This is a genomic window from Thalassovita sp. (assembly GCF_034670005.1).
Taxonomy (GTDB): domain Bacteria; phylum Pseudomonadota; class Alphaproteobacteria; order Rhodobacterales; family Rhodobacteraceae; genus Thalassobius.
Window position 1 is genome coordinate 130,161 of sequence record NZ_JAXMOH010000010.1, and the last position, 20,360, is coordinate 150,520.

General features: G+C 58.3%; 24 protein-coding genes. 18 read left to right on the plus strand and 6 right to left on the minus strand.

What is annotated here, in order from left to right; genetic code table 11:
• Positions 1–91: 91 nt before the first annotated feature.
• The 8 genes from soxX to VOI23_RS15685 all read left to right on the plus strand — a co-directional run bounded on the left by soxX (position 92) and on the right by VOI23_RS15685 (position 7,247).
• The gene (soxX, locus tag VOI23_RS15650) at positions 92–562 is read left to right on the plus strand and encodes a sulfur oxidation c-type cytochrome SoxX (protein WP_323785877.1); all 471 of its coding nucleotides are present in this window, start codon (positions 92–94) and stop codon (positions 560–562) included.
• Between the two features lie 29 nt (positions 563–591).
• A complete protein-coding gene (gene soxY / locus VOI23_RS15655; RefSeq protein WP_323785879.1) occupies positions 592–1,008 on the plus strand; it encodes a thiosulfate oxidation carrier protein SoxY in 417 nt (138 codons plus the stop codon).
• Positions 1,009–1,029: 21 nt separating this feature from the next.
• On the plus strand, positions 1,030–1,359 hold the full coding sequence (soxZ, locus tag VOI23_RS15660) for a thiosulfate oxidation carrier complex protein SoxZ (protein WP_323785881.1): 330 nt from the start codon (positions 1,030–1,032) through the stop codon (positions 1,357–1,359).
• A gap of 57 nt (positions 1,360–1,416) precedes the next feature.
• Positions 1,417–2,271: a sulfur oxidation c-type cytochrome SoxA gene (gene soxA / locus VOI23_RS15665; RefSeq protein WP_323785882.1), complete on the plus strand. Its 855-nt coding sequence runs from the start codon at positions 1,417–1,419 to the stop codon at positions 2,269–2,271.
• 140 nt (positions 2,272–2,411) lie between these two features.
• Positions 2,412–4,115 (plus strand): thiosulfohydrolase SoxB, encoded by a 1,704-nt coding sequence (gene soxB, locus VOI23_RS15670; protein ID WP_323785883.1) that lies wholly within the window; start codon positions 2,412–2,414, stop codon positions 4,113–4,115.
• Between the two features lie 85 nt (positions 4,116–4,200).
• Complete coding sequence (gene soxC / locus VOI23_RS15675; protein ID WP_323785884.1) at positions 4,201–5,475, plus strand: sulfite dehydrogenase; 1,275 nt, start codon at positions 4,201–4,203, stop codon at positions 5,473–5,475.
• Positions 5,459–6,520 carry a c-type cytochrome gene (locus VOI23_RS15680; RefSeq protein ID WP_323785885.1) on the plus strand — a complete coding sequence of 354 codons (1,062 nt, stop codon included), beginning with the start codon at positions 5,459–5,461 and terminating at the stop codon, positions 6,518–6,520. Before soxC ends, VOI23_RS15680 begins: the two co-directional genes overlap by 17 nt.
• A 106-nt stretch (positions 6,521–6,626) precedes the next feature.
• Positions 6,627–7,247, plus strand: coding sequence for a thioredoxin family protein (locus tag VOI23_RS15685; protein WP_323785886.1), 621 nt, complete (start codon positions 6,627–6,629; stop codon positions 7,245–7,247).
• Positions 7,248–7,262: 15 nt separating this feature from the next.
• Here the strand turns inward: VOI23_RS15685 and VOI23_RS15690 are convergent, their stop codons facing one another.
• Positions 7,263–8,270 carry a GlxA family transcriptional regulator gene (locus VOI23_RS15690; RefSeq protein ID WP_323785887.1) on the minus strand — a complete coding sequence of 336 codons (1,008 nt, stop codon included), beginning with the start codon at positions 8,268–8,270 and terminating at the stop codon, positions 7,263–7,265.
• A 245-nt stretch (positions 8,271–8,515) separates the two neighbouring features.
• On the opposite strand from VOI23_RS15690, the gene VOI23_RS15695 reads away from it, so the two are divergent.
• The 6 genes from VOI23_RS15695 (at position 8,516) to VOI23_RS15720 (ending at position 12,365) form a co-directional block, all read left to right on the plus strand.
• Positions 8,516–9,154: an ATP-dependent Clp protease proteolytic subunit gene (locus VOI23_RS15695; protein WP_323785888.1), complete on the plus strand. Its 639-nt coding sequence runs from the start codon at positions 8,516–8,518 to the stop codon at positions 9,152–9,154.
• 140 nt (positions 9,155–9,294) lie between these two features.
• Positions 9,295–10,560, plus strand: a complete 1,266-nt coding sequence (clpX, locus tag VOI23_RS15700; RefSeq protein WP_323785889.1) for an ATP-dependent Clp protease ATP-binding subunit ClpX — start codon at positions 9,295–9,297, stop codon at positions 10,558–10,560.
• An 84-nt stretch (positions 10,561–10,644) separates the two neighbouring features.
• Entirely contained in the window at positions 10,645–11,001 is a 357-nt protein-coding gene (locus VOI23_RS15705) for a RidA family protein (RefSeq protein ID WP_323785890.1), read from the plus strand.
• Between the two features lie 131 nt (positions 11,002–11,132).
• Entirely contained in the window at positions 11,133–11,516 is a 384-nt protein-coding gene (locus VOI23_RS15710) for an NADH:ubiquinone oxidoreductase subunit NDUFA12 (RefSeq protein ID WP_323785892.1), read from the plus strand.
• A gap of 10 nt (positions 11,517–11,526) precedes the next feature.
• Positions 11,527–12,000: an outer membrane lipid asymmetry maintenance protein MlaD gene (mlaD, locus tag VOI23_RS15715; RefSeq protein ID WP_323785893.1), complete on the plus strand. Its 474-nt coding sequence runs from the start codon at positions 11,527–11,529 to the stop codon at positions 11,998–12,000.
• The gene (locus VOI23_RS15720; RefSeq protein WP_323785894.1) at positions 11,997–12,365 is read left to right on the plus strand and encodes a DUF2155 domain-containing protein; all 369 of its coding nucleotides are present in this window, start codon (positions 11,997–11,999) and stop codon (positions 12,363–12,365) included. Before mlaD ends, VOI23_RS15720 begins: the two co-directional genes overlap by 4 nt.
• Here the strand turns inward: VOI23_RS15720 and aat are convergent.
• The 4 genes from aat to VOI23_RS15740 form a co-directional block, all read right to left on the minus strand.
• Entirely contained in the window at positions 12,320–12,970 is a 651-nt protein-coding gene (gene aat, locus VOI23_RS15725; RefSeq protein ID WP_323785896.1) for a leucyl/phenylalanyl-tRNA--protein transferase, read from the minus strand. The two genes, VOI23_RS15720 and aat, sit on opposite strands and share 46 nt — an antisense overlap.
• 59 nt (positions 12,971–13,029) lie before the next feature.
• The gene (accC, locus tag VOI23_RS15730) at positions 13,030–14,376 is read right to left on the minus strand and encodes an acetyl-CoA carboxylase biotin carboxylase subunit (protein ID WP_323785898.1); all 1,347 of its coding nucleotides are present in this window, start codon (positions 14,374–14,376) and stop codon (positions 13,030–13,032) included.
• A 10-nt stretch (positions 14,377–14,386) separates the two neighbouring features.
• Positions 14,387–14,872 carry an acetyl-CoA carboxylase biotin carboxyl carrier protein gene (accB, locus tag VOI23_RS15735; protein ID WP_323785901.1) on the minus strand — a complete coding sequence of 162 codons (486 nt, stop codon included), beginning with the start codon at positions 14,870–14,872 and terminating at the stop codon, positions 14,387–14,389.
• Positions 14,873–15,046: 174 nt separating this feature from the next.
• Entirely contained in the window at positions 15,047–15,583 is a 537-nt protein-coding gene (locus VOI23_RS15740; protein WP_323785913.1) for a LuxR C-terminal-related transcriptional regulator, read from the minus strand.
• A 118-nt stretch (positions 15,584–15,701) separates the two neighbouring features.
• Here VOI23_RS15740 and VOI23_RS15745 point away from each other — a divergent pair, with 118 nt between their 5' ends.
• The 4 genes from VOI23_RS15745 to VOI23_RS15760 all read left to right on the plus strand — a co-directional run bounded on the left by VOI23_RS15745 (position 15,702) and on the right by VOI23_RS15760 (position 19,770).
• Complete coding sequence (locus VOI23_RS15745) at positions 15,702–16,862, plus strand: acetyl-CoA acetyltransferase (protein ID WP_323785903.1); 1,161 nt, start codon at positions 15,702–15,704, stop codon at positions 16,860–16,862.
• Positions 16,859–18,376 (plus strand): class I adenylate-forming enzyme family protein, encoded by a 1,518-nt coding sequence (locus VOI23_RS15750; protein WP_323785905.1) that lies wholly within the window; start codon positions 16,859–16,861, stop codon positions 18,374–18,376. The genes VOI23_RS15745 and VOI23_RS15750 overlap by 4 nt, the downstream gene beginning before the upstream one ends.
• Entirely contained in the window at positions 18,373–19,179 is an 807-nt protein-coding gene (locus VOI23_RS15755) for a 3-hydroxybutyrate dehydrogenase (RefSeq protein WP_323785906.1), read from the plus strand. The genes VOI23_RS15750 and VOI23_RS15755 overlap by 4 nt, the downstream gene beginning before the upstream one ends.
• A gap of 87 nt (positions 19,180–19,266) precedes the next feature.
• The gene (locus VOI23_RS15760) at positions 19,267–19,770 is read left to right on the plus strand and encodes a helix-hairpin-helix domain-containing protein (RefSeq protein WP_323785908.1); all 504 of its coding nucleotides are present in this window, start codon (positions 19,267–19,269) and stop codon (positions 19,768–19,770) included.
• 35 nt (positions 19,771–19,805) lie between these two features.
• On the opposite strand, the gene VOI23_RS15765 is transcribed toward VOI23_RS15760, so the two are convergent.
• A complete protein-coding gene (locus VOI23_RS15765) occupies positions 19,806–20,081 on the minus strand; it encodes a glucose-6-phosphate isomerase (RefSeq protein ID WP_323785909.1) in 276 nt (91 codons plus the stop codon).
• Positions 20,082–20,360: the final 279 nt, after the last annotated feature.

Genomic DNA, 20,360 nt, shown 5'->3' on the forward strand with positions numbered 1-20,360 from the left:
AATCATGAATTTGATGTTGCGTTAAGGGCGGGCGTAGACTACGGTACACAGAGCTATCTCAGTCAACGATCTGGTAGCCAAGGGAGGAAACATGAGGCTTTCAACACTGACACTGGCGGCAACTCTGGTTGCCGGGGCGGCATTCGCCAACCCGGTCACATATGCCGATGTGGTTTTCAATGAAAATGGCGGCGTAGAGGCTTCGCTTACGGGCGTGGCCGGCAACCCTGAAGAGGGCGCCAAAATCTTTTCCACTAAGAAGTTGGGGAACTGCGTTGCCTGTCACGAGGTTTCCACGCTGGATGCCCCCTTCCCGGGGAACGTAGGTCCGATGCTGGATGGGGTCGCCGATCGTTGGGACACAACCCAGCTGCGCGGCATCCTTGTCAACGCAAAGATGACCTATGAAGGCACGGTCATGCCGGCCTATTTCAAAACCGACGGGTATACCCGTCCGGGTAACGCCTATACCGGCAAGGCCGCTGAAGGTCCGCTGGACCCACTGTTGTCGGCTCAGCAAATTGAAGATGTGGTCGCGTTCCTCGGCACTCTGAAAGAGTGATCGGGCGGGCCTGAAGTAAGGAGATGAGTATGGAATTCTCAAGACGCGATACGCTGGCGCTTGGGCTGGGGGCAGCGGCACTGACCGTTCTGCCGTTCCGGCTGAATGCGGCTGCGGATGACGCAATTGCCGCCTTCACTGGCGGTGCTGAAATCGGTGAAGGCGGGGTCACTTTGACCGCTCCGGAAATTGCCGAAAACGGCAACACCGTGCCGGTGTCGGTCGATGCGCCTGGCGCTTCGGCGATTCTGCTGCTGGCAACCGGAAACCCGACGCCGGGTGTGGCCACCTTCAACTTCGGCGAACTGGCCGGGTCGCAGTCGGCATCGACTCGTATCCGTCTGGCGGGCACGCAAGAGGTCGTTGCCATCGCCAAGTTGGCGGATGGGTCCTTTGCCAAGGCAGCTCAGACCGTCAAGGTCACCATCGGCGGCTGCGGCGGCTAATCAGGATATAGGAGAAAAAAGATGGCAGAAGGTGTTAAACCACGCGTCAAGGCCCCCAAAAAGGCGGCTGCTGGCGAAACCGTCACGCTCAAGACCCTGATCAGCCACAAGATGGAATCGGGTCAGCGCAAGAACAAGGATGGCTCTGTCATCCCGCGTTCGATCATTAATCGTTTCACATGCGAATTCAACGGCAAGTCCGTGATCGACGTGACGATGGAGCCGGCGATTTCGACCAACCCTTATTTCGAATTCGAGGCCACTGTGCCCGAAGCCGGTGATTTCAAATTCACCTGGTATGACGATGACGGGTCGGTCTACGAAGAGAGTAAAAGCGTCGCAATCGCATAATAACAATGGCGCTTTGTTCCCTCTGGGGAACAAAGCCGCTTTCAGGGAGGAAGCTAGATGAAATTCAAGCCAATGAGCGCAATTGCGGCCCTGGCCCTGTCGGTTCCGACGTTTGCGATGGCGGACGCGGATGATGACACGCTTGTCATCAACGGCGAGATTGAAATCGTAACCAAGGCCCCGGCGCCGGCGCATCTCGATGGTGCGCTGGATGAAGTCATGTCCGGTTGGCATTTCCGCGATGACACCACCCAGGCAATGGAAATGGACGATTTCGACAACCCCGCTATGCTGAACGTCGAGGCCGCTGCTGAGGTCTGGAACACCGTGGACGGTAGCGAAGGCAAGTCCTGCGCATCCTGTCACGGCGATGTCGAAGAAAGCATGAAGGGCGTCAAGGCGGTCTATCCGAAGTGGAACGAAGCCGCCGGAGAAGTCCGTAACCTGCAGATGCAGTTTAACGACTGCCGGGTGAACCGGATGGGCGCGGACGCGTGGAAGTATGATGCTGGTGCGGCCAAGGACATGGAAGCGCTGGTCACTTCGGTGTCACGTGGCATGCCCGTTAACGTGGCGATCGACGGGCCGGTACAGGCGATGTGGGAACATGGTAAGGAAATGTACTATACCCGCACCGGTCAGCTGGATCTGTCCTGCGCAAGCTGCCACGAAGAAAACTATGGCAACATGATCCGCGCTGACCACCTGAGCCAGGGGCAGATCAACGGATTTCCGGTATACCGCCTCAAGAATTCGAAGCTGACCAGCCCGCAGGGCCGCTTCAAGGGGTGCGTCCGCGATACCCGCGCCGAAACCTACAAGCCCGGCAGCAACGATTTCCTCGCGCTTGAGCTTTATGTCGCATCGCGCGGCAATGGGTTGTCGGTCGAAGGACCGTCGGTACGTAACTAATCAGATTTCCGGGGGCGGCGCGATCGCCCCCGGACAACTATAATAATTCTCAACAGGTTGAATTTTAGGCCAAAACCGGCCTGACCTCTGTCCGTCAGGCCAGGGGAATAGACCACTCTAACCAATCGGAGCTTTGGGAAATGATCTCTCGCCGCGATTTTATGCAGGTATCTATGGCTGCCTCCGCGATGCTAGGTGCATCGGGATTTGGCAGCTGGGCGCGCCTGGCCGCACAGCAGAAACTGACACAGGATCAGCTGTTGCAATTCGATACCTTCGGCAACGTGTCGCTGATTCACATCACCGACATCCATGCGCAGCTGAAGCCGATCTATTTCCGCGAACCCGAAATCAATCTCGGTGTTGGCGCGGCGCGCGGGCAGGTTCCGCATGTCACCGGTGCCGATTTCCGCAAGATGTACGGCATCGAAGACGGATCGCCTTCGGCCTATGCGCTGACCTATGACGATTTCACCTCGCTGGCGCGTGGCTATGGCAAGGTTGGTGGGCTGGACCGGGTATCCACAGTGATCAATTCGATCCGCGCCGAACGGCCTGATGCGCTGCTGCTGGATGGCGGCGATACCTGGCACGGGTCCTATACCTGTTATCACACCGAAGGCCAGGACATGGTCAACGTGATGAACGTGCTCAAGCCAGATGCGATGACCTTCCACTGGGAGTTCACCCTTGGCGGCGACCGCGTACGCGAAATCGTGCAGGATCTGCCTTTTGCGGCATTGGGCGCCAACATCTTCGATGCCGAATGGGATGAACCGGCCGAGGATTTCGCCCCTTATAAGATGTTCGAACGCGGTGGCGTCAAAATCGCCGTGATCGGTCAGGCTTTCCCCTATATGCCGATCGCCAACCCGCGCTGGATGTTCCCTGAATACAGTTTCGGTATCCGGGATGAGCGGATGCAGGAAGTTGTCGACGAAGTGAAGGCCGCTGGTGCCGAACTGGTGGTCCTGCTCAGCCATAACGGCTTTGACGTCGACAAGAAGATGGCCAGCCGCGTGCAGGGCATCGACGTGATTCTGTCGGGCCACACGCACGATGCGTTGCCCGAACCGGTTCTGGTGGGTGAAACCATCATCATCGCATCCGGGTCCAACGGCAAATTCGTCAGCCGCGTCGATCTGGACGTACGCGATGGCCGGATGATGGGTTTCCGTCACAAGCTGATCCCGATCTTCTCGGACGTGATTGAACCTGACGCTGCGGTGACAAAGGTCATCGACGAACAGCGCGCACCGCATCTGGACAAGATGTCCGAGGTGGTCGGCCGCACCGATGATCAAAGCCTTCTCTATCGCCGGGGCAACTTCAACGGTACCTGGGACGACCTGATCTGTGACGCGCTGATCAGCGAACGCGATGCCGACATCGCGATGTCGCCGGGCGTCCGCTGGGGCCCGTCGATCCTGCCGGGGCAGGACATCACAGTCGAAGATATCTGGAACGCGACCTCGATGACCTATGGTCAGGCCTATCGCTCGGAAATGACAGGTGAATTCATCAATGTCATTCTCGAAGACGTGGCTGACAACCTGTTCAATACAGATCCCTATTACCAGCAGGGCGGCGACATGGTCCGCATTGGCGGTATGGGCTACGAGATCGACATCACCAAGCCGCAGGGCGAGCGGATCAGCAACATGACCCTGCTCAAAACCGGCGAAAAGATCGATCCTGCCAAGACCTATATGGTTGCCGGCTGGGCCAGCGTAAACGAAGGCACCGAAGGCCCGCAGATCTGGGATGTGGTTGAAAACCATATCCGCAAACAGGGTACCGTTTCGGTGCCCCCGCGCGATAATGTCAAGGTGGTTGGGGCTTAAGCCCCAACCGACACGAAAAAGCGCTTTACTCTCACCAACAAATTCACGAAAATGAATTTGATGATTTAATAGGAGGCAAAGACAAATGACCGTCCGCTTCACTGGCAAGAAACCCTCGCGGCGCGCGTTCCTGAAAGGAACGCTGGCGTCGACGGCGGGGGTTATGGCCGGAGCCGGGGCAGCCAACGCTGCTGGCCCCGATCCCCTGATCACCGAAAAGCAAGACTGGGCAATGGGCACCGGCGATGGTGTCGATGCAACGCCCTATGGCTTGCCGATCCGGTTCGAAGACGATGTGATCCGTCGCAACGTCGAATGGCTCACCGCCGACACGATCAGTTCGATCAACTTCTCGCCGATCCACGCTCTGGACGGCACGATCACGCCGCAGGGCTGTGCGTTTGAACGCCACCATTCGGGTGCGATCGAACTGCGCAAAGAAGACTTCCGTCTGATGATCAACGGGTTGGTCGATACGCCGCTGGTTTTCACCTACGAAGACTTGGAACGGTTCCCGCGTGTGAACAAAACCTTCTTCCTCGAATGCGCTGCGAACACCGGAATGGAATGGGCTGGTGCCCAGCTGAACGGTGCGCAATTCACGCATGGTATGATCCACAACATGGAATATTCCGGTGTGTCCCTGCGGACGCTGCTGGAAGAGGCTGGCGTCAAACCCGAGGGCAAGTGGGTCTATGTCGAAGGCGCGGATGCGTCCTCGAACGGCCGGTCGATCCCGATCGAAAAGGCGCTCGACGACTGCATGATCGCTTTCAAGGCCAATGGCGAGGCGCTGCGCAAGGAACACGGTTATCCGGCGCGTCTGGTCGTTCCCGGCTGGGAAGGCAACATGTGGGTCAAGTGGATCCGTCGTATCGAGATTAAGGAAATCGCTGTCGAAAGCCGCGAAGAAACCTCCAAATACACCGACACGCTGGCCGACGGAACGGCGCGCAAGTGGACTTGGGTGATGGACGCCAAATCGGTTGTCACCTCGCCAAGCCCGCAATCGCCGATCAAGCACGGCCACGGCCCTCTGGTCATCACCGGCCTGGCCTGGTCTGGGCGTGGCGCGATTACCCGTGTCGACGTGTCCAAGGATGGCGGCAAGACGTGGGAAACCGCGCGCCTGGCCAATCCCGGTCAGCCAATGGCCCTGACCCGTTTCTATCTCGACACCGAATGGAACGGCGAAGAGATGTTGCTTCAGTCGCGTGCCATGGATGAAACCGGCTATGTCCAGCCGACCAAGAACATGCTGCGCGAAGTCCGCGGTGAAAACTCTGTTTATCACAACAACTGCATCCAGACCTGGTGGGTCAAGGCAGATGGGGAGGCCGAAAATGTCGAAGTATCGTAATCTCCTGATCGGTTCTGCACTGGTCGCCATGGCCGCATCTCCGGTGCTGGCCGAAAAACTCGGCCTTGGTCGCCCGGCGCTGCCCGAAGAAATTGCAGCGTGGAATTTGGACGTGTCCCCCGATGGCACCGGCCTGCCCGTTGGGTCCGGTTCGGTCGAGGATGGCGAAGCTATCTTTTCGGAAAACTGCGCCATCTGTCACGGCGAATTCGCCGAAGGTGTGGATAACTGGCCAAAACTGGCAGGCGGCGAAGGCACGCTGGCTGATAAGGACCCGTTGAAGACCGTCGGGTCCTACTGGCCCTACCTGTCGACCACCTTTGACTATGTCCGCCGCTCGATGCCGTTTGGCAATGCTCAGACCCTGAGCGACGACGACGTCTATGCGATCACCGCCTACATTCTGTACTCGAACTACCTGGTCGAAGACGACTTTGTTCTGTCGAACGAGAACTTCCTGGATGTGGAAATGCCCAACGCGAACGGCTTCATCGTCGATGACCGCGACACGTCAGAGGCGCATTTCTGGACCGAACCCTGTATGGAAAACTGCAAGTCCGGAGATGTCACCATCACCATGCGTGCAAGGGTTCTGGACGTGACACCGCAAGAGGAAGGCGCCGAGGAAGAAGCTGCTGCCGAAGAAGCACCGGCTGAAACCGCGGCACCGGCCGAGGAAGCCAAGGCGGAAGAGCCCGTCATGGAAGAAACTGCGGCGCTTGACCCTGAACTGGTCAAGGACGGTGAAAAGGTCTTCAAGAAGTGCAAAGCCTGCCATCAGGTCGGTGAAGGCGCCAAGAACAAGACAGGCCCGGTTCTGAACGGTATCGTCGGCCACCCGGCCGGTGCAATTGAAGGTTTCAAGTATTCCAAGGGAATGCAAGATTTCGCCGAATCCGGCGGGGTCTGGAACGAGGAAAACCTGGCCGCTTTCCTGACCAAGCCAAAGGACTTCATCAAGAAGACCAAGATGGGCTTTGCGGGCTTGAAAAAGGAATCGGATATCGCGGCTGTGACCGAGTATCTGAAGTCCGTTTCGCAATAACCGGGTAAAGAGTTTTGAGTTGAAGACGGGGCCGCAAATGCGGCCCCGTTTTGCTTTTTACCGAAGTGGTGTCACAATGGGTGTGCAACGTTTACGGAGGAAAACGATGCTCACAAGACGTAATTTCTTGAAAAACGGGTACGGCTTCGGTCTGGCGGGGGCGATTTTACCCGCTGCTACCGGGGTGGCAGATACGGGCGGCGCTGTGCTGGGCGATGACGGTTTACACAAACAGCCTTGGTTCACCGATTCCTTTCTGGAACTGGGCGATGACCTGACCACTGCATCTCAAAACGGCCGCAGCTTGATGATCCTGTGGGAACAGCGCGGCTGCCCTTATTGTCGGGAATTGCATCAGGTCAATTTCAGGCGTCGTGAAATCGTGGACTATGTCACCACTCATTTCGACGTGGTGCAGCTCGACATGTTCGGTGCGCGCGAAGTACTGGATTTCGATGGCGAAGCGCTGGAAGAACGCGATCTGGCGGAAAAATGGTTCGTGAATTTCACCCCGACCACGATCCTGTGTGATCGGGCCAATACCGGGGCGGCGGATCTGCGGCAGGCCGAAACCTTTCGCATGCCCGGCTATCTTAAACCGTTCCACTATCTCAGCTCACTGGAATACGTGGTGACGCAGGATTACCGAAATCAACGCTTTCAGCGCTACCTGCAGGACAAATTCGATAAGCTCCGACAGCAGGGAATCGACCCCGATGTCTGGTGACCGTCTGACCGGGGCTCAGGACCAGTATTTGCGGAAAGAATTCGGGTTGTTCCCATATTTCTTGCGAAACGCGCGGGCCAGATGGCTGGCTGATCGGAATCCGGTCGCCGCCGCGATTTCCGTCACCGTCATGTCGGTTTCATTCAGGAAACCGTAGGCCCGGGTTAGACGCAGATCGTTGTAATAAGACATCGGGCTTTGGCCCAGATATCGCTTGAACAACCGCTCGATCTGCCGCCGGGACACGCCCAACGTGGCGCAGAGCTCTTCCATCAGCAGCGGTTCTTCGAGCGCATTTTCCATGACCCGAATCGCCGCCAGAAGATTGCGGTTACGGGTGCCGATCGTGAAGGACCGTGATGACTTTTGCGGCGAATTGGTTGGTCCGGACCGGGTATGCAGGCACATATCCGCCACCAGCGCGGCCAGGTCCGGGCCATGCCGTTCCTCGATCAGCGCCAGCATCATGTCGATCGCCGAATTGCCGCCGCCGCAGGACATGATCCGCCCGTCGATTTCATAGATGTTGGGGGATGGCGTCAGCTGGGGATAGGTTTCCTGAAAACTGTCATGGTTTTCCCAATGCAGGGTAAACCGCCGCCCATTCAGCAAACCCGCTGCGGCCAGCGCGAAGGCACCGGTGCAGATCCCGCCCAGCGGCCTGCCGAACCGATCCTCGCGCCGCAACCAATTGAGGGTCTTTTCCGATGCAGCGCCAAGGGGTTGGATGCTGCAACACACGAAACCCACGGAATTGGACGGCAATGGCTGTAACGCCGTGTCAGGCGTCACCTTAATGCCGGTCGAACAGGTAACCGGTTCGCCGTCCTCGGTCATCGTGAACCAGCGATAAAGCCTGCTATTGGTCAACTGATTGGCGATGCGCAACGGTTCGATCGCGGAAGCCACCGACAGCATCGTCATATTGGGCAATAACAGGAAATAGAAATCCTGGGGCGGGCCGTCGAATGTCATCGGAAAGCTGGCAGAAGCGGCCTTCTGAATGAATTGGTCTTGTTGCATTGTGAAGCCCAAGCAAACGGATGGAGGGGGAACTGGCGCAGGTGTTGGCGCAGATATCGAGATCGTGGTTTTCGCTCAATATACATTTTACGACAAGGTTGAAAATATCTGCGCCAAATGGCGCGAGCATTAAGCCGGATGCGACAAATGATTTTCCTGCCCTTGCAGCCGGTTTGGTGCAGCACTAAGATTCTGTAAGGAATTGGTCAATAATGATCATAACGGTAAGCAATAGGCAGGCGGAAATGAAAGATCCCTTAGACGTATACATGAACACCCTTGTTCCGATGGTTGTGGAACAAACCAGCCGCGGCGAACGGGCTTACGATATCTTTTCGCGCCTGTTGAAGGAGCGGATCATTTTCGTATCGGGGCCGGTGCATGACGGCATGTCGAGCCTGATCGTGGCACAGTTGTTGCACCTTGAGGCGGAGAACCCGTCGAAGGAAATCAGCATGTATATCAATTCGCCGGGCGGCGTGGTGACAAGCGGCCTGTCGATCTATGACACGATGCAGTACATCAAACCCAAAGTGTCGACGCTGGTGATCGGTCAGGCGGCCTCGATGGGGTCACTTCTGCTAACCGCTGGTGCGGCGGGGATGCGTTTCTCACTGCCCAACAGCCGGGTGATGGTGCACCAGCCCTCGGGCGGATATCAGGGTCAGGCAACGGATATCATGATCCATGCAGAAGAGACGCAGAAACTGAAAAAACGTCTGAACCAAATTTACGTTCACCATACCGGTCAGACGTTGGAAAATGTCGAAAGAGCACTGGAACGGGACAACTTCATGTCCCCGGAGGATGCCAAGGAATGGGGACTGATCGACGAAATCGTATCCAGCCGTGCGACCGGGGATGACGAAAAAGGCGGTTCCTAAGCGACAAGGCGCGGCTGTAAGTACTGCCGCGTCGATTTTTACATTGTAGCGACCATGGGCCTGTCCTAAGCTGCTTGACCAAGAAGCACGGGACGGCCCGCAGGGTCGCAAACTTCGACTCAAGGCCTGAAAGGGAAGAAATGGCGAATTCCACCGGCGGCGACAGCAAAAACACACTCTACTGCTCCTTCTGCGGCAAAAGCCAACATGAGGTGCGCAAGCTGATTGCCGGTCCGACCGTTTTCATCTGCGACGAATGCGTGGAACTCTGCATGGATATCATCCGTGAAGAGACCAAAAGCGCAGGGCTGAAGTCGTCCGAAGGGGTGCCGACCCCGCAGGATATCTGCAATGTGCTGGATGATTATGTGATCGGTCAGGCGATGGCGAAACGTGTGCTGTCTGTAGCTGTGCACAATCACTACAAACGGCTGAATCACGCGCAGAAATCCGGTGATATTGAGCTTTCGAAATCGAACATCCTGTTGATCGGCCCCACCGGCTGCGGCAAGACGCTTCTGGCGCAAACGCTGGCGCGGATTCTCGACGTGCCGTTCACCATGGCCGATGCGACCACGCTGACCGAAGCCGGTTACGTGGGCGAGGATGTCGAAAATATCATCCTCAAACTGCTGCAGGCGTCTGAATACAACGTCGAACGGGCGCAGCGCGGAATCGTCTATATCGACGAGGTCGACAAGATCACCCGCAAGTCGGAAAATCCGTCGATCACCCGTGACGTGTCGGGCGAGGGCGTGCAGCAGGCGCTGCTGAAACTGATGGAAGGCACCGTGGCTTCCGTCCCGCCGCAGGGCGGCCGCAAGCATCCGCAGCAGGAATTCCTGCAGGTCGACACGACCAATATCCTGTTCATCTGCGGCGGCGCCTTCGCCGGGTTGGACCGGATCATCGCGCAGCGTGGCAAGGGGTCCGCGATGGGCTTCGGCGCCGATGTGCGTGACGTGGACGAACGCGGCGTTGGCGAGGTGTTCAAGGATCTCGAACCCGAGGATTTGCTGAAGTTCGGCCTGATTCCCGAATTCGTCGGTCGTCTGCCGGTGCTGGCAACGCTGGAAGATCTGGACGAAGAGGCGCTGGTCACCATCCTGACCGAACCGAAGAACGCGCTGGTTAAACAGTATCAGCGTCTGTTCGAACTGGAAGAAACCCAACTCAGCTTCACCGAAGACGCGCTGCATGCGATCGCCAAGCGCGCCATCGCACGCAAAACCGGTGCCCGCGGTCTGCGGTCCATTCTGGAAGAAATCCTGCTCGACACTATGTTCGAACTGCCGGGAATGGAAAACGTCGAAGAGGTCGTGGTGAACGAAGAGGCGGTGAATTCGGAAGCCAAACCTCTGATGATTTATTCGGACGCCAAGAAAGAAGAAGCCAGCGCTAGCTGAGCTATTTCGAAATAGGAGTTAGGAAAGGGGGCCGGGTGGCCCCTTTTCTTATCCGTTTGTACGGCTTTGAAAAAGGTGAAAAAGATGACCATCAAACGCATTCATTCGGGCGGCGAATTCGAAGCCAAGATCGGCTATTGCCGCGCTGTCGTCGCGGGCGGTTTCGTCCATGTGGCGGGCACCGTGGGGCAGGGTGACACGGTCGAGGAACAGTGCCGCGCGGCGCTCGACACCATCGGCAAGGCGCTGGAACAGGCGGGGACCTCCTTCGCCAACGCGGTGCGGGTGAACTACTACCTGCCCGACGCGGCCGAATTCGAACCCTGCTGGCCGATCCTGGCGGCCGCTTTCGGCGACAACCCGCCAGCGGCCACGATGATCGAATGCGGGCTGATTGACCCGAAATACCGGATCGAAATCGAACTGACTGCGCTGGCCTGATTGGCGCGTTCGCAGAAACTGCACGGCCCCGGGCAGATCATGCCGGGGGCACCGCGACACCGCCCCAGCTACCTACTGGACCTTGCTCCAGAATTAAGCCATACCAAGCCTGAGAAATTGCGGAGAGACTCATGGGCCTTCTGAACACTCTTTTGCGCGCTGTCACCTGGTGGGACGGTCAAACGCTCAACACCCAGATTTATACCGCCCGCAAAGGCGTGAAAGTGGGTGAAGACGAACAGGGCAACGTGTTCTACCAGACCCGCGACGGCAAACGCCGTTGGGTCATCTACAATGGCGAAATCGAAGCCAGCCGGGTCAGCCCCGACTGGCATGGCTGGCTGCACCACACCTTCAAGGAAGCGCCGACTGACCGCCCGATGGCCCACAAGGCTTGGGAAAAACCGCATATGGAAAACCTGACCGGGACCGCGCAGGCTTATGCGCCCGTCGGTTCAATCCGTCGCGCCGCGCCAACAAAGCGCAGCGATTACGATGCCTGGTCGCCGGAATAAGGCTGCAGCAATGTCCACTAACCAAACCGAAGTGGCTGTTGGCGGCATGGTTCTGGCCGTTGCCATCGGCTTTGTTGTCTATGCCGGGCAGATGACCGGGTTCACCGATCGCAGCAGCGGCTACCCGCTCAGCGCGTCGTTCCGGTCTCTGGAAGGCATCACCGTAGGCACCGATGTACGCTTGGCGGGGGTCAAAATCGGAACCGTCACCGATATTGCGCTCAACTCGCAGACCTTCCGCGCCGATACGACATTCAGTATCAAGGACGGGATTGATATTCCCGACGACAGCGCGGTGGTTGTCGCCTCTGAAGGGTTGCTGGGCGGTAATTTCATGGAAATCGTACCGGGTGGATCGCCGTTCAATCTGACCGCTGGCGACGAAATCGAAGACACCCAAGGGGCGGTATCATTAGTGTCGCTGCTGCTCAAATTCGTATCCAGCGGTTCCAGCAGCCCGACCGGATCGGGCAGTACGGAATGATCCGCTTCCTCTCCGTCCTTGCTCTGTTGACCGCTACCGGACCCGCCCTGTCCGAAGAGGTCAGCCTGGGTCTTGGCGCAACGCTGCGCGGGCTCGACAAGGTTAATGGTGAGACCACCGATATCGAATTGCAGAATGGCGCGTCGGCGCATTACGGTCGGCTGACAGTGGAATTGAGAGAATGCCGCTATCCGGTCGGTAATCCGGTCGGCGAAGCCTACGCGTTCCTCACGATTCAGGAAGACGGCAGGGATACACCGACATTCCAGGGCTGGATGATGGCATCCGCACCCGCGCTGAACGCGCTGGATAACGCGCGCTACGATGTCTGGGTGTTGCGCTGTAACACCTCCGACGGGGACTGAGGCAATTCCGGCGCGGTGAAATCCGCATGTCCCTGCAACGCCTCTTCCAATCGTCTGTGATAGTCCGCCCGCGGTATTTCGATTGCCCCCAATGATGCCAGATGCGGGGTGATGAACTGGGTGTCGAACAGAATAAATCCGGCCATATTCAGCCGGTCCACCAGATAGGCCAAGGCAATTTTCGACGCATCTGTGCGGCGCGAAAACATGCTTTCTCCGAAAAACGCCCGCCCCAGAGTGACACCGTAAACCCCGCCGACCAATTCGCCGCCCATCCAGATTTCCAGAGAATGGGCATGCCCCAGCCGGTGCAGTTGCAGGTACAGATCGTGGATCACGTCGCTGATCCACGTTTCCTCGCGGTCCGCACAGCCGTGCAGCACGCCTTCGAAATCGGCATTGACCGACACGCCGTAATCGTCCCGCCGCAGGCGCCGGGCCAGAGATCGTGAAATGTGAAACTGGTCCAGAGGGAAGACGCCGCGCAATCTGGGGTCGACCCAGAATATATCCGGATATTCACGTCCTTCCGACATCGGGAAAACTCCCGACGCATAGGCGTGCAGCAGCAGTTGCGGGGTCAGAAAGGGATCGTCATCCTTCACCGGGAACGCGTCCTGTTCGAAACGAACCGGCGGGCGTCAGGCGCCCGCCGCAAAAGGCCTTAGCCCAAATTGGTTTCCAGCCAGTGTTCCAGCCAGTGGATGTTGTAATTGCCGGAATGGATATCTTCTTCCTGCAACAGCGCGTGGAACAGCGGCAGAGTGGTATCAATGCCGTCCACGATCAATTCGCCCAAAGCGCGGTTCAACCGGCTCAGCGCCTCGGCACGGTCGCGACCATGCACGATCAGCTTGCCGATCAGGCTGTCGTAATAGGGCGGGATCGAATAACCATCATACAGCGCCGAATCCATCCGAACACCCAGTCCGCCGGGGGCGTGGAATGCGGTGATCTTGCCCGGGCAGGGCGAGAAATTCGGCAGCTTCTCGGCGTTGATCCGCACCTCGATCGCATGGCCGTTGATTTCCAGATCGTCCTGAGTGAACGACATCGGCAACCCTTCGGCAACGCGGATCTGTTCGCGCACCAGATCGATACCGAAAATGCTTTCGGTGACCGGGTGCTCCACCTGCAGACGGGTGTTCATTTCGATGAAATAGAATTCGCCGTTTTCATAGAGGAACTCGATGGTACCAGCGCCGATATAGTTAATCTTGGCCACCGCATCGGCGCAGACCTTGCCGATCCTGGCGCGCTCGTCGGCGCTGATGCTGGGACCCGGCGCCTCTTCGAAAACCTTCTGGTGGCGGCGTTGCAGCGAACAATCGCGTTCGCCCAGATGCACAGCCTTGCCCTTGCCATCACCAAAAACCTGAATTTCGATATGGCGCGGCGTGGTCAGGTATTTTTCGATATAGACCTCGTCATTGCCAAAGGCAGCCTTGCCTTCGGCGCGTGCGGTCATGAAGGCGCTTTCCATGTCTGCGGCGGTCTGGGCCACTTTCATGCCGCGCCCGCCGCCACCGGCAGTGGCCTTGATGATTACCGGATAGCCGATTTCTTCACCGATCCGCTGGGCGTCCTCTAGGGTCGCAACCCCGCCATCCGATCCGGGCACGCAAGGCACGCCAAGCGCCTTCATCGTGTCCTTGGCGGTGATCTTGTCCCCCATGACTCGGATATGTTCGGCGGTGGGACCAATGAAGGTGACGCCGTGATCTTCGACGATCTGCACGAAATTGGCATTTTCCGACAAAAAGCCATAGCCGGGATGGATCGCCTGTGCACCGGTGATTTCGCAGGCTGCAATAATCGCCGGGATCGAAAGATAGCTTTGCGTGCTCGATGGCGGGCCAATGCAGACCGCTTCGTCGGCCATGCGCACATGCATCGCATCCGCATCGGCGGTGGAATGCACTGCGACCGATTGGATGCCCATTTCGCGGCAGGCCCGGATCACGCGCAGCGCGATCTCGCCCCGGTTGGCAATAAGGATTTTCTCGAACATCACCCGCGCCTTATTCGATGATGACCAGAGGAGCGCCAAATTCCACCGCCGCGCCGTCTTCGACCAGGATGCGTTTGACGGTCCCGGCCTTGGGGGCGGGAATATGGTTCATGGTTTTCATTGCTTCAATGATCAGCAGGGTGTCGCCTTCGCTGACCTGGCTACCGACCTTGATGAAGCTCGGCGCGCCCGGTTCGGGTTGCAGATAGACCGACCCGACCATGGGCGACGTGACTGCGCCGGGAAGGTTGGCGGGATCTTCGGACGCGGCGGCTGCATCCGCAACCGGGGCTGGTGCCGGTGCGGCTGCCACAGGGGCTGCTGCTGGCGCGGCAACCTGTGCCACGACCTGGCTGGCGCGGCTGACACGGACATTCAGGCTGTCGTTGTCGCCATATTCGCGCATTACCTCAAGTTCAGTCAGCTCATTTGCCCGCAACAGTTCTGCCAGGGCCTGAATGAAGGCCACGTCGGAGTCATGGTTTTTCTTTGTCATATAATCCTCGACCGGTTTTCGGTTGGGCGGCTTATTGGCTTGGCCCGGTTCCCCATCTGGCCGTCTTATAGGCTATCCTTGACGGAGCGGAAAGCGCCCTTGTGTCCGTAAAAATGGGGGTTTCCATGAAAAATTACGAGGGGAAAAACACGATGGCCGCCTCAATCGGCGGAATCACATCGGCATACCCGACAGTTTGGCAACCAGTTCGGCCAGTTTCCGGGCTTGAAATTTCTCCAGTAGGCGGGCGCGGTAGACCTCGACGGTGCGGTAGGACAGTTTCAGTTCCAGACCGATTTCCTTGCTTGTCATGCCGCGGCAGGTCAGGATCGCCACCTCGCGTTCGCGTTGGGTCAGCGCAACAATAGGACGTTCGTCCGACAGATCGGAAAACGACCAGATGCCGCGCTGGAACGGATCGTCCGGGGTCAGCGATTGTCCCCGCACGCGGCACCAGAACAATACTCCCGATCGCCGTTTCATGATCCGTTCATCCGAATAGCGTCCGGTTTCCCGCATCGCCGCCAAACCGCGCGCGCCGATGGTTTCGTAATCTTTGGGACTGGCGTAGAATTCTGACAGCGGCACGTTGTCAAAACTGTCGGTCGGGCCTTGAAAAATTTCGGCGAATTGTTGGTTGCAACCGCGAATGACGCGGTTTTCCAATATGCACAGCCCGACAGGCGCGTATTCGAAGCCTAGATTGCTTATCTCCATGCCGCCATCATATGCCGTGAAATCGGTGTCTTGGGAAGGGCCGCGTATTTCTACCAATTGATCATAAAACGCGCCGATGATTTGCTGCGGCCGAGGAAAATGGGAGAAAGTCATGGTTTGCATTGCAGGATGGGGGCACACCAAATTTGGCCGTCTGAGCGAACAGTCGCTGGAAGATTTGATTGTCGAAGCCGGGCGCCAGGCGCTGACCAATGCCGGGATCTCGGGTGCGGATGTCGATGGCATGTGGCTGGGGCATTTTAATGCGGGCATGGTTGATGACGGCTTTGCCTCGTCGCTGATGCTGGGCATCGACCCGGGGCTCAGGTTCAAACCGGCCACGCGGCTGGAAAATGCCTGTGCTTCTGGATCGGCAGCGGTGCACGCAGCGCGGCAGGCGATTCTGGCCGGAGACTGCAAGGTGGCGCTGGTTGTCGGCGTGGAAAAGATGACCCATCTGCCGGGGGCCGATGTGACCGCGGCACTTGGTCGGGCAAGTTATCAGAAAGAAGAGGCCGGAACGTCTTTCCCCGGCATTTTTGCGCAATTCGCCCAAGCCTATTTCAAGGAATTTGGCGATCATTCCCTGGCATTGGCGAAAATCGCCGCCAAGAACCATGGAAATTCGGTCAACAACCCGCTGGCGCAGCTGCAGAAACCATTGGACCTGGATTTCTGCGCGACCGAAAGCGATCGCAACCCGATGATCGCTGCCCCGTTGAAGAAAACCGACTGTTCGCTGGTCTCGGATGGCGCGGCGGCGGTGGTTCTGGTGGCCGAAGACATGCTGAACGATTTTGACAAGGTGGTGCGGTTCCGCTCCGTGGCGCATGTCAACGACCTGCTGCCAATGTCTGCGCGCAATCTGACTGATTTCGAAGGTCCGGCACGGGCGATGGCGCTTGCCTATGAGAGGGCTGGCCTTACGGTGGATGATATCGACGTGGCCGAGGTGCATGATTGCTTCACCATTGCCGAATTGCTGATCTACGAAGCTATGGGTCTGGCACCCAAGGGGCAGGGAGCTTCGGTTCTGGAAGACGGCAGCGTCTATGCCGGTGGCCGTCTGCCGGTGAACCTGTCCGGCGGATTGAAGGCCAAGGGCCATCCGGTTGGTGCCACCGGTGTGTCGATGCACGCCTTGATCACGCGTCAATTGACCGGTCAGGCCGATGCGATGCAGCAACCTGGTGCGGAACTTGGACTGGTGTTTAACATGGGCGGGTCTGGCGTGGCGTCGCACGTGTCGATCCTGGAAACGGTAAAGTCATGAATATCGCATGTTGGCTGGAACGAATCGCGCAGATCCATCCCAACCGCCCGGCGCTTCATCTGGGCCGCGATTGCGTGTCCGATTATGGTGATTTCCACCGCAAAGCGTTGCAGGTGGCGGGTTGGTTGCGCGACAAGGGCATCGAACCCGGCGACCGGGTGGCATTGTTCATGAAAAACTGCCCCGACTACCTGATCGCGCAATATGGTGCGTGGTATGCCGGGGCGGCTGTGGTGCCGATCAATGCCAAATTGCACGGCCGCGAAGCCGCGTGGATTATTGAAAACGCCGCCGCCAAACTCAGTTTCACTTCTCCCGGTTTGACCGAAGCCTTGGCGCAGGCCGGGGCCGCAGGGAAAACTGTCGATATCGGCTCTTCCGCCTATGCCGGGATATTTCAGACCGATCCGACCGGCACCCCGGAGCCGCGTGACCCGGCTGACCTGGCGTGGTTATTCTACACCTCCGGCACCACCGGGCGGCCCAAGGGCGTCGTGATCGATCACCGGATGCTTATGACCATGTCGCTCAGCTATCTGGCTGATGTCGATCCGGTCGGGGCCGATGACGCAGTGCTATACGCAGCCCCGATGAGCCACGGCGCGGGCATCTACAACATGGTGCATGTGCTGATGGGCGCGCGCCATATCTGCCCGCCTTCGGGCGGGTTCGAGGAGGCCGAGATTTTCGATCTCGCCCGCCATTTCGGCAACGTTCAGATGTTCGCCGCCCCAACCATGGTCAAACGGATGACCCAGATTGCCAGGGCGACCGGCGAAACTGGCGAAGGTCTGCGCAGCGTGGTCTACGCCGGCGGGCCGATGTACCTGGCCGACATTATCGAGGCGGTCGATCATTTCGGCCCCATTTTCATTCAGATCTACGGTCAGGGAGAGGCGCCGATGGGGATCACCGCGCTCAGTCGTCACGACGTCGCGGACCGGACCCATCCGCGCTGGAAGGAACGGCTGGCGTCGGTCGGTCGGGCGCAATCGGCGGTCGAGGTGAAGATTGGGGATGCTGAAGGCCGCGAATTGCCGCGCGGTCAGGCGGGTGAAATCATGGTGCGGTCCGATGTCGTGATGCCGGGCTACTGGCAGAACCCCGAAGCGACTGAAAAGACGATCCGCGACGATTGGTTGCTGACGGGTGATGTCGGTTTCATGGATGAGGATGGCTATGTCACCATGCAGGACCGGTCCAAGGACATGATCATTTCGGGCGGCACCAATATTTATCCCCGCGAAGTGGAAGAGGTGCTGTTGACCCACCCTGCGGTGGCCGAGGTCAGCGTCGTCGGTCGCCCCAACGCCGAATGGGGCGAAGACGTGGTTGCCTTCGTGGTGATGGCCGAGGGGGCAGAGATGGATCAGGCCGCGCTGGACGCGCATTGTCTGGATCAGATCGCGCGGTTCAAACGACCCAAGGCGTATTTTACCCTAAATGAGCTGCCCAAAAACAATTACGGCAAGGTTTTGAAAACCGAACTGCGCAAACGTCTGGAGGAGATATGAAAATGGATCTTAACGGGAAAACCGCCCTGATCACCGGATCGGTACAGGGGATCGGCCTGGCAATTGCGGAAAGCCTTGCCGAAGCGGGCGCACGGATCGCGGTGCATGGCATTGCGGGCGATGCACAAATCCACGAGGTCTGCGAACACCTGCGCGCCAAAGGATCGCCACAGGCGGAGTTTTTCCGCGGCGATCTGCGCCAGCCTGACCAGATCGACGACATGATGGATGCCGTTGAAGCCTGGGGCGGGGCGGATATTTTGGTCAATAACGCGGGTATTCAACATACCGCGCCGCTGGCCGAGATGCCGCGCGAAAAATGGGATTCGATTCTGCAGATCAACCTCAGCGCGGCCTTTGCCACTATGCAAAAGGCACTGCCACGGATGGCCGGTCGTGGGTATGGCCGGGTGATCAATATCGCCAGCGTACACGGTCTGGTCGCCAGCAAGGACAAAGCGCCCTACGTGGCTGCCAAATTTGGGTTGGTCGGGCTCAGCCGGGTGGCGGCGCTGGAATATGCCGCCGCAGGGACCAAGGCTCTGGGCGGGGTGACGGTCAACTGTATTTGCCCGGGCTGGACCGAAACTGCCATTATCGGCCCGCAGGTCGACGCCCGTGCCGCCGCCCATGGCGGCGACCGCGATGCCGGGATTGCCGACCTGTTGTCGGAAAAACAACCCAGCTTGCGCACCTCCGATCCGTCAGAAATTGGCGCGCTGGCGCTTTGGCTATGTGCCCCGATCGCCCATAATGTGACCGGCACCGCGATTCCCGTCGATGGTGGCTGGACCGCGCAGTAACGGACTGGCCGGAAGGTGTATATACATTGTATGTGCTTTTGCTGTAGGTTGCTGCCAAATCCTTTGAACTGGTGAGGAAAGGCAGAGATGACAGAAATATCCAACGTCAAGGGGGTGGGCCCGGCGATCACCGATCAACTGACCGCGCTGGGGATCAAAACGGCGACCGATCTGGCCAAAGCCGATCCGGTCGATTTGACCGCCATACCGCGGGTTGGGCCCGCGCGTGCGTTGATGCTGATCGCAGCGGCACGCGAAGTGGCCGAGATATTGCCAGATCCTGAACCATTGGCCGTTTCGGAACCTGCGCCTGCACTCGTTCCAACCCCGGCGGCACCTGCGGCTGAAAATGCCCCGGCCAAGACGGGCAAACCAAAGAAAAAGCCGAATAAGGCCAATAAGAAAGACGCGAAAGCATCGAAAAAGGCTGACCAGACTAGAACCAAATCAGCCAAAAAGGCGGAAAAACCGAAAAAGGCCAAAGCCGAAAAAGTCAAAAAGGCCGAAAAGTCCAAGACCTCGGGCAAAAAGACATCAAAGGACAAGCCGAAGAAAAAAGACGGCAAGAAATCCAAGAAAAAGGGCAAGTAGCCGCTCGCATGTCGCGAGCGGCTCAATGTTAACCGTTATCTGCAGGGCCGCACGTCGTAGCGGCCATCCCCGCGGGCATAGGCACATTCATTGGTCCGCTGATTGACCGCGACCTGCGATCCCGCAGCGGCCCCGGCCAGACCGGCAATAATCGTCCAGTTGCGGTTGGCCCCCAGCATGTCTGCTGTCATCACGCCCAAAGCCGCCCCCGTCAATCCGCCCAAGACAAAGGTCTCGTCGCGGCTCATCCCGTCGCAGCCGGGCAGGGCCAGTAGGGCTGCAACACAGCCGCCGATGATCAGATGTTTCATGATTTTCCCTTTCGCGGATGGTGAAAATTTCCCGTTACCTCGTCACTATAACCGCAAATCTCATGTCCCTTGTTGATCCTGCGCAAGTTCAGAAACGAAAAGACCGGCCTAAAGGCCGGTCTTTCCCATAATGTCAAAGCCTTCGGAACCTACTTATTCATCCTGTTTTCGATGAGGTCGTCGACGACGGAAGGGTCGGCGAGGGTTGATGTGTCGCCAAGCGCGCCGTAGTCGTTTTCGGCGATCTTGCGCAGGATCCGGCGCATGATCTTGCCGGAC

Excerpts from the sequence above, each read along its gene's own strand:
- VOI23_RS15720 (WP_323785894.1), top strand. The coding sequence starts at position 11,997 with ATGATCCGCTTCCTCTCCGTCCTTGCTCTGTTGACCGCTACCGGACCC.
- mlaD (WP_323785893.1), top strand. The coding sequence starts at position 11,527 with ATGTCCACTAACCAAACCGAAGTGGCTGTTGGCGGCATGGTTCTGGCC.
- accB (WP_323785901.1), bottom strand. The coding sequence starts at position 14,872 with ATGACAAAGAAAAACCATGACTCCGACGTGGCCTTCATTCAGGCCCTG.
- soxZ (WP_323785881.1), top strand. The coding sequence starts at position 1,030 with ATGGCAGAAGGTGTTAAACCACGCGTCAAGGCCCCCAAAAAGGCGGCT.
- soxA (WP_323785882.1), top strand. The coding sequence starts at position 1,417 with ATGAAATTCAAGCCAATGAGCGCAATTGCGGCCCTGGCCCTGTCGGTT.
- VOI23_RS15755 (WP_323785906.1), top strand. The coding sequence starts at position 18,373 with ATGAAAATGGATCTTAACGGGAAAACCGCCCTGATCACCGGATCGGTA.
- VOI23_RS15705 (WP_323785890.1), top strand. The coding sequence starts at position 10,645 with ATGACCATCAAACGCATTCATTCGGGCGGCGAATTCGAAGCCAAGATC.
- clpX (WP_323785889.1), top strand. The coding sequence starts at position 9,295 with ATGGCGAATTCCACCGGCGGCGACAGCAAAAACACACTCTACTGCTCC.
- soxC (WP_323785884.1), top strand. The coding sequence starts at position 4,201 with ATGACCGTCCGCTTCACTGGCAAGAAACCCTCGCGGCGCGCGTTCCTG.
- accC (WP_323785898.1), bottom strand. The coding sequence starts at position 14,376 with ATGTTCGAGAAAATCCTTATTGCCAACCGGGGCGAGATCGCGCTGCGC.
- VOI23_RS15710 (WP_323785892.1), top strand. The coding sequence starts at position 11,133 with ATGGGCCTTCTGAACACTCTTTTGCGCGCTGTCACCTGGTGGGACGGT.
- VOI23_RS15680 (WP_323785885.1), top strand. The coding sequence starts at position 5,459 with ATGTCGAAGTATCGTAATCTCCTGATCGGTTCTGCACTGGTCGCCATG.
- VOI23_RS15690 (WP_323785887.1), bottom strand. The coding sequence starts at position 8,270 with ATGCAACAAGACCAATTCATTCAGAAGGCCGCTTCTGCCAGCTTTCCG.
- soxX (WP_323785877.1), top strand. The coding sequence starts at position 92 with ATGAGGCTTTCAACACTGACACTGGCGGCAACTCTGGTTGCCGGGGCG.
- soxY (WP_323785879.1), top strand. The coding sequence starts at position 592 with ATGGAATTCTCAAGACGCGATACGCTGGCGCTTGGGCTGGGGGCAGCG.
- VOI23_RS15765 (WP_323785909.1), bottom strand. The coding sequence starts at position 20,081 with ATGAAACATCTGATCATCGGCGGCTGTGTTGCAGCCCTACTGGCCCTG.
- VOI23_RS15685 (WP_323785886.1), top strand. The coding sequence starts at position 6,627 with ATGCTCACAAGACGTAATTTCTTGAAAAACGGGTACGGCTTCGGTCTG.
- VOI23_RS15695 (WP_323785888.1), top strand. The coding sequence starts at position 8,516 with ATGAAAGATCCCTTAGACGTATACATGAACACCCTTGTTCCGATGGTT.
- VOI23_RS15760 (WP_323785908.1), top strand. The coding sequence starts at position 19,267 with ATGACAGAAATATCCAACGTCAAGGGGGTGGGCCCGGCGATCACCGAT.
- VOI23_RS15750 (WP_323785905.1), top strand. The coding sequence starts at position 16,859 with ATGAATATCGCATGTTGGCTGGAACGAATCGCGCAGATCCATCCCAAC.
- VOI23_RS15745 (WP_323785903.1), top strand. The coding sequence starts at position 15,702 with ATGGTTTGCATTGCAGGATGGGGGCACACCAAATTTGGCCGTCTGAGC.
- soxB (WP_323785883.1), top strand. The coding sequence starts at position 2,412 with ATGATCTCTCGCCGCGATTTTATGCAGGTATCTATGGCTGCCTCCGCG.